Raw genomic sequence first — 1,670 nt, 5'->3', positions numbered from 1 at the left:
GATTGCCGATCGTACGAACGCTGAGCCCGGATAAGTCCGCCAGCTCCTCCTGCGTCAGGCCGGCCCGAAGCCGGAATTCTCGGAGGGCTGCGGCGGGGTCACCGGGGACCGCCAGGGGCGGTGCGGCGGCACGGTCAGCGCGGGTCGCATGGCGTGACCAGCCGTTCCAGGACCCGGACCACCTCGTTCGGGGTCGGCTCCGCCAGCACCTCGGCCCGCAGGCGGTCGGCGGCCGCCCGGAACGACGGCTCGGTGACCAGCCGCAGGACCGCCTCGCGGACCACCTCGGGGGTGACCTCCTCCTGCGGGATGCTCAGCCCCGCCCCCAGTTCCTGGATCCGTGCGGCGCGGACCGGGGCGTCCCACTGGGCCGGTACGAGGGTGAGCTGGGGCACCCCGTAGCGGGTGGCCGTCGCGCCGATGCCGGCCGCACCGACGTGCACCACGGCCGCGCAGGAGGGCAGTAGCGCGTGCATGGGCACGAAGTCGACCAGCCGTACGTTGTCAGGCAGGTCGATCGTCTCGCCCTCGGGCGGCACCAGCGTGGCGACGACCTCCAGATCCAGGTCGCCGAATGCCTGGAGGGTCTTGAGCGGGAGCGGGTCGTGGCCGTGGAAGCCGCGCATCGAGATGCCCGCCGTGATGCAGACCCGGGGGCGCGTGGGTGGCTCACGCAGCCAGTCCGGCAGCCGCGACGGCCCGTTGTAGGGCACGTACTGCGCCGTGACGGTGGGTAGGCCGAGCGGCAGCCGCATGCTGGCCGGGGACTGGTCCAGGGTGTGCTGGCCGGTGATCAGCTCCTCGTCATACGAGGCGCCGAAGCGCTCCGCGGTCTGCGCCAGCCACTCGCCGAGCGGGTCCCGTCGCCGCTGCGGCGGCTGCTGTGCCAGCAGTGACAGGAAGTGCTGCCGCATCCGGACCATGACGTCGGCGCCCCAGAGCAGGCGTACGTGGGGGGTCCCGGTGGCCCGGGCGGCCACCGCCCCGGCGAAGGTGAACATCTCCCAGACGATCAGGTCCGGCTGCCACTGCCGCGTGTAGGCCACCAGGTCGTCGACCATCGGGTCGTTGAAGACCTGGCCCGAGTAGATGGTGGCCTCCCGCAGGAAGCGGACGAAGTCGTCGTACGCCACGCCGGCGGGGTCGATGAGCACGTTCGCCACTCGCTCCGACCAGCCCTCGTCATCGGACTTCTCCACCAGCACCTGGTCGAAGCTGTGGTCCCGGCCCACCGACACGGCGGGCAGCCCCGACGCGACGATGGTGTCCTGGAGCGCGGGCTGGCTGGCGATCCGGACCTCGTGCCCCGCGGTACGCAGCGCCCACGCCATCGGCACCATCTGGAAATAGTGGGTCCGTTCGGCGTAGGTGACGAAGAGAACCCGCATCTGATAACCCTTCCTGAATGGATCGGGGGAATGTCGGGCGGCCGGCTCGAATTGATCGGCAGGTGTCTTGTCCACAACGGCCTCGGGCCGATTCCGGAGCGGCTCGCCTGACGCCCGTCGGGTGCCCGGCTCCCATTCTGCGTCCGTCGCCCTCAGGGGGTCTTCTCGCAGATTGCGCGGTCGATGACCCCGCCGAGCAGCCCGCCGGACGCCGCAGCGGCCACCCGCGGTGCCGCCGCGGCCAGCACGGTCAGCGCGGAGGCGTAGCCCGGCGGCGCCGGC

The 1,670-nt window shown here is 72.0% G+C and carries 2 protein-coding genes; both read right to left on the bottom strand.

Features of this window, described 5'->3' with window-relative positions; all coding sequences use genetic code 11:
* On the bottom strand, positions 1–115 hold a 115-nt coding region (locus tag AB0B91_RS65750), incomplete at its 3' end, for a helix-turn-helix transcriptional regulator (protein ID WP_358343167.1).
* A 19-nt stretch (positions 116–134) separates the two neighbouring features.
* A complete protein-coding gene (locus AB0B91_RS65745) occupies positions 135–1,388 on the bottom strand; it encodes an activator-dependent family glycosyltransferase (RefSeq protein WP_089002944.1) in 1,254 nt (417 codons plus the stop codon).
* Positions 1,389–1,670 lie beyond the last annotated feature (282 nt).

This window comes from Nonomuraea sp. NPDC049141 (genome assembly GCF_040648415.1).
Classification (GTDB): domain Bacteria; phylum Actinomycetota; class Actinomycetes; order Streptosporangiales; family Streptosporangiaceae; genus Nonomuraea.
Note: the sequence above shows the minus strand (reverse complement) of the source record. Positions and strands in the feature narration are given on the sequence as shown.

Coding starts and splice junctions, on each gene's coding strand:
- AB0B91_RS65745 (WP_089002944.1), bottom strand. CDS start 1,388: ATGCGGGTTCTCTTCGTCACCTACGCCGAACGGACCCACTATTTCCAG.